The organism is Pollutibacter soli (assembly GCA_029269725.1).
In the GTDB taxonomy this organism is placed as follows: domain Bacteria; phylum Bacteroidota; class Bacteroidia; order Chitinophagales; family Chitinophagaceae; genus Pollutibacter; species Pollutibacter soli.
This window is the reverse complement of sequence record JARJHS010000032.1, coordinates 1-525: the sequence shown is the minus strand read 5'-3', so window position 1 is coordinate 525 and position 525 is coordinate 1. Positions and strand designations below refer to the sequence as shown.

The window sequence follows — 525 nt, the reverse complement described above, 5'->3', positions numbered from 1 at the left end:
AGTCAGGTTTGGCAAAAAACATTTCGAGTAGGAAACAACCCCCTATAATGGCTACGAGTGCAATAATAAAAGCCTCCATCTTGCGCATGCCCAGCTTTTGCAGGTAGAGTAACAATATAGTATCGGCGAAAGTGATGAGCACGCCCCAGATAAGAGGAATGCCCAGCAACAGGTTCAGACCTATGGCCATACCCAGCACTTCGGCCAGGTCGCAGGCGGCGATGGCTATTTCAGCCATTGCATATAATACAAAGTTGACCTTACGTGGATACACCTCGCGGTTGCACTGGGCCAGGTCTTTACCCTGCACAATGCCCAGGCGTGCACTGAGTGATTGCAGTAACAGAGCCATTATATTACTCATCAATAGCACCCAGAGTAGGCGGTAACCGAACTGGCTGCCACCGGCAAGGTCGGTAGCCCAGTTGCCCGGGTCCATATAGCCGACACTTACTAAATAAGCGGGGCCAAAGAAGGCCGCCATTTTGCGCCATGGACTGCGTTGCTTATGTGGGTCGATAGAGG

At 51.4% G+C, this 525-nt stretch carries 1 protein-coding gene; it reads right to left on the bottom strand.

The genetic code is table 11. The features are described 5' to 3' along the window. Positions 1 to 525, bottom strand: a 525-nt coding sequence (locus P2W82_RS24720; protein WP_336518635.1) for an Nramp family divalent metal transporter, incomplete at both ends; no start/stop codon positions are given.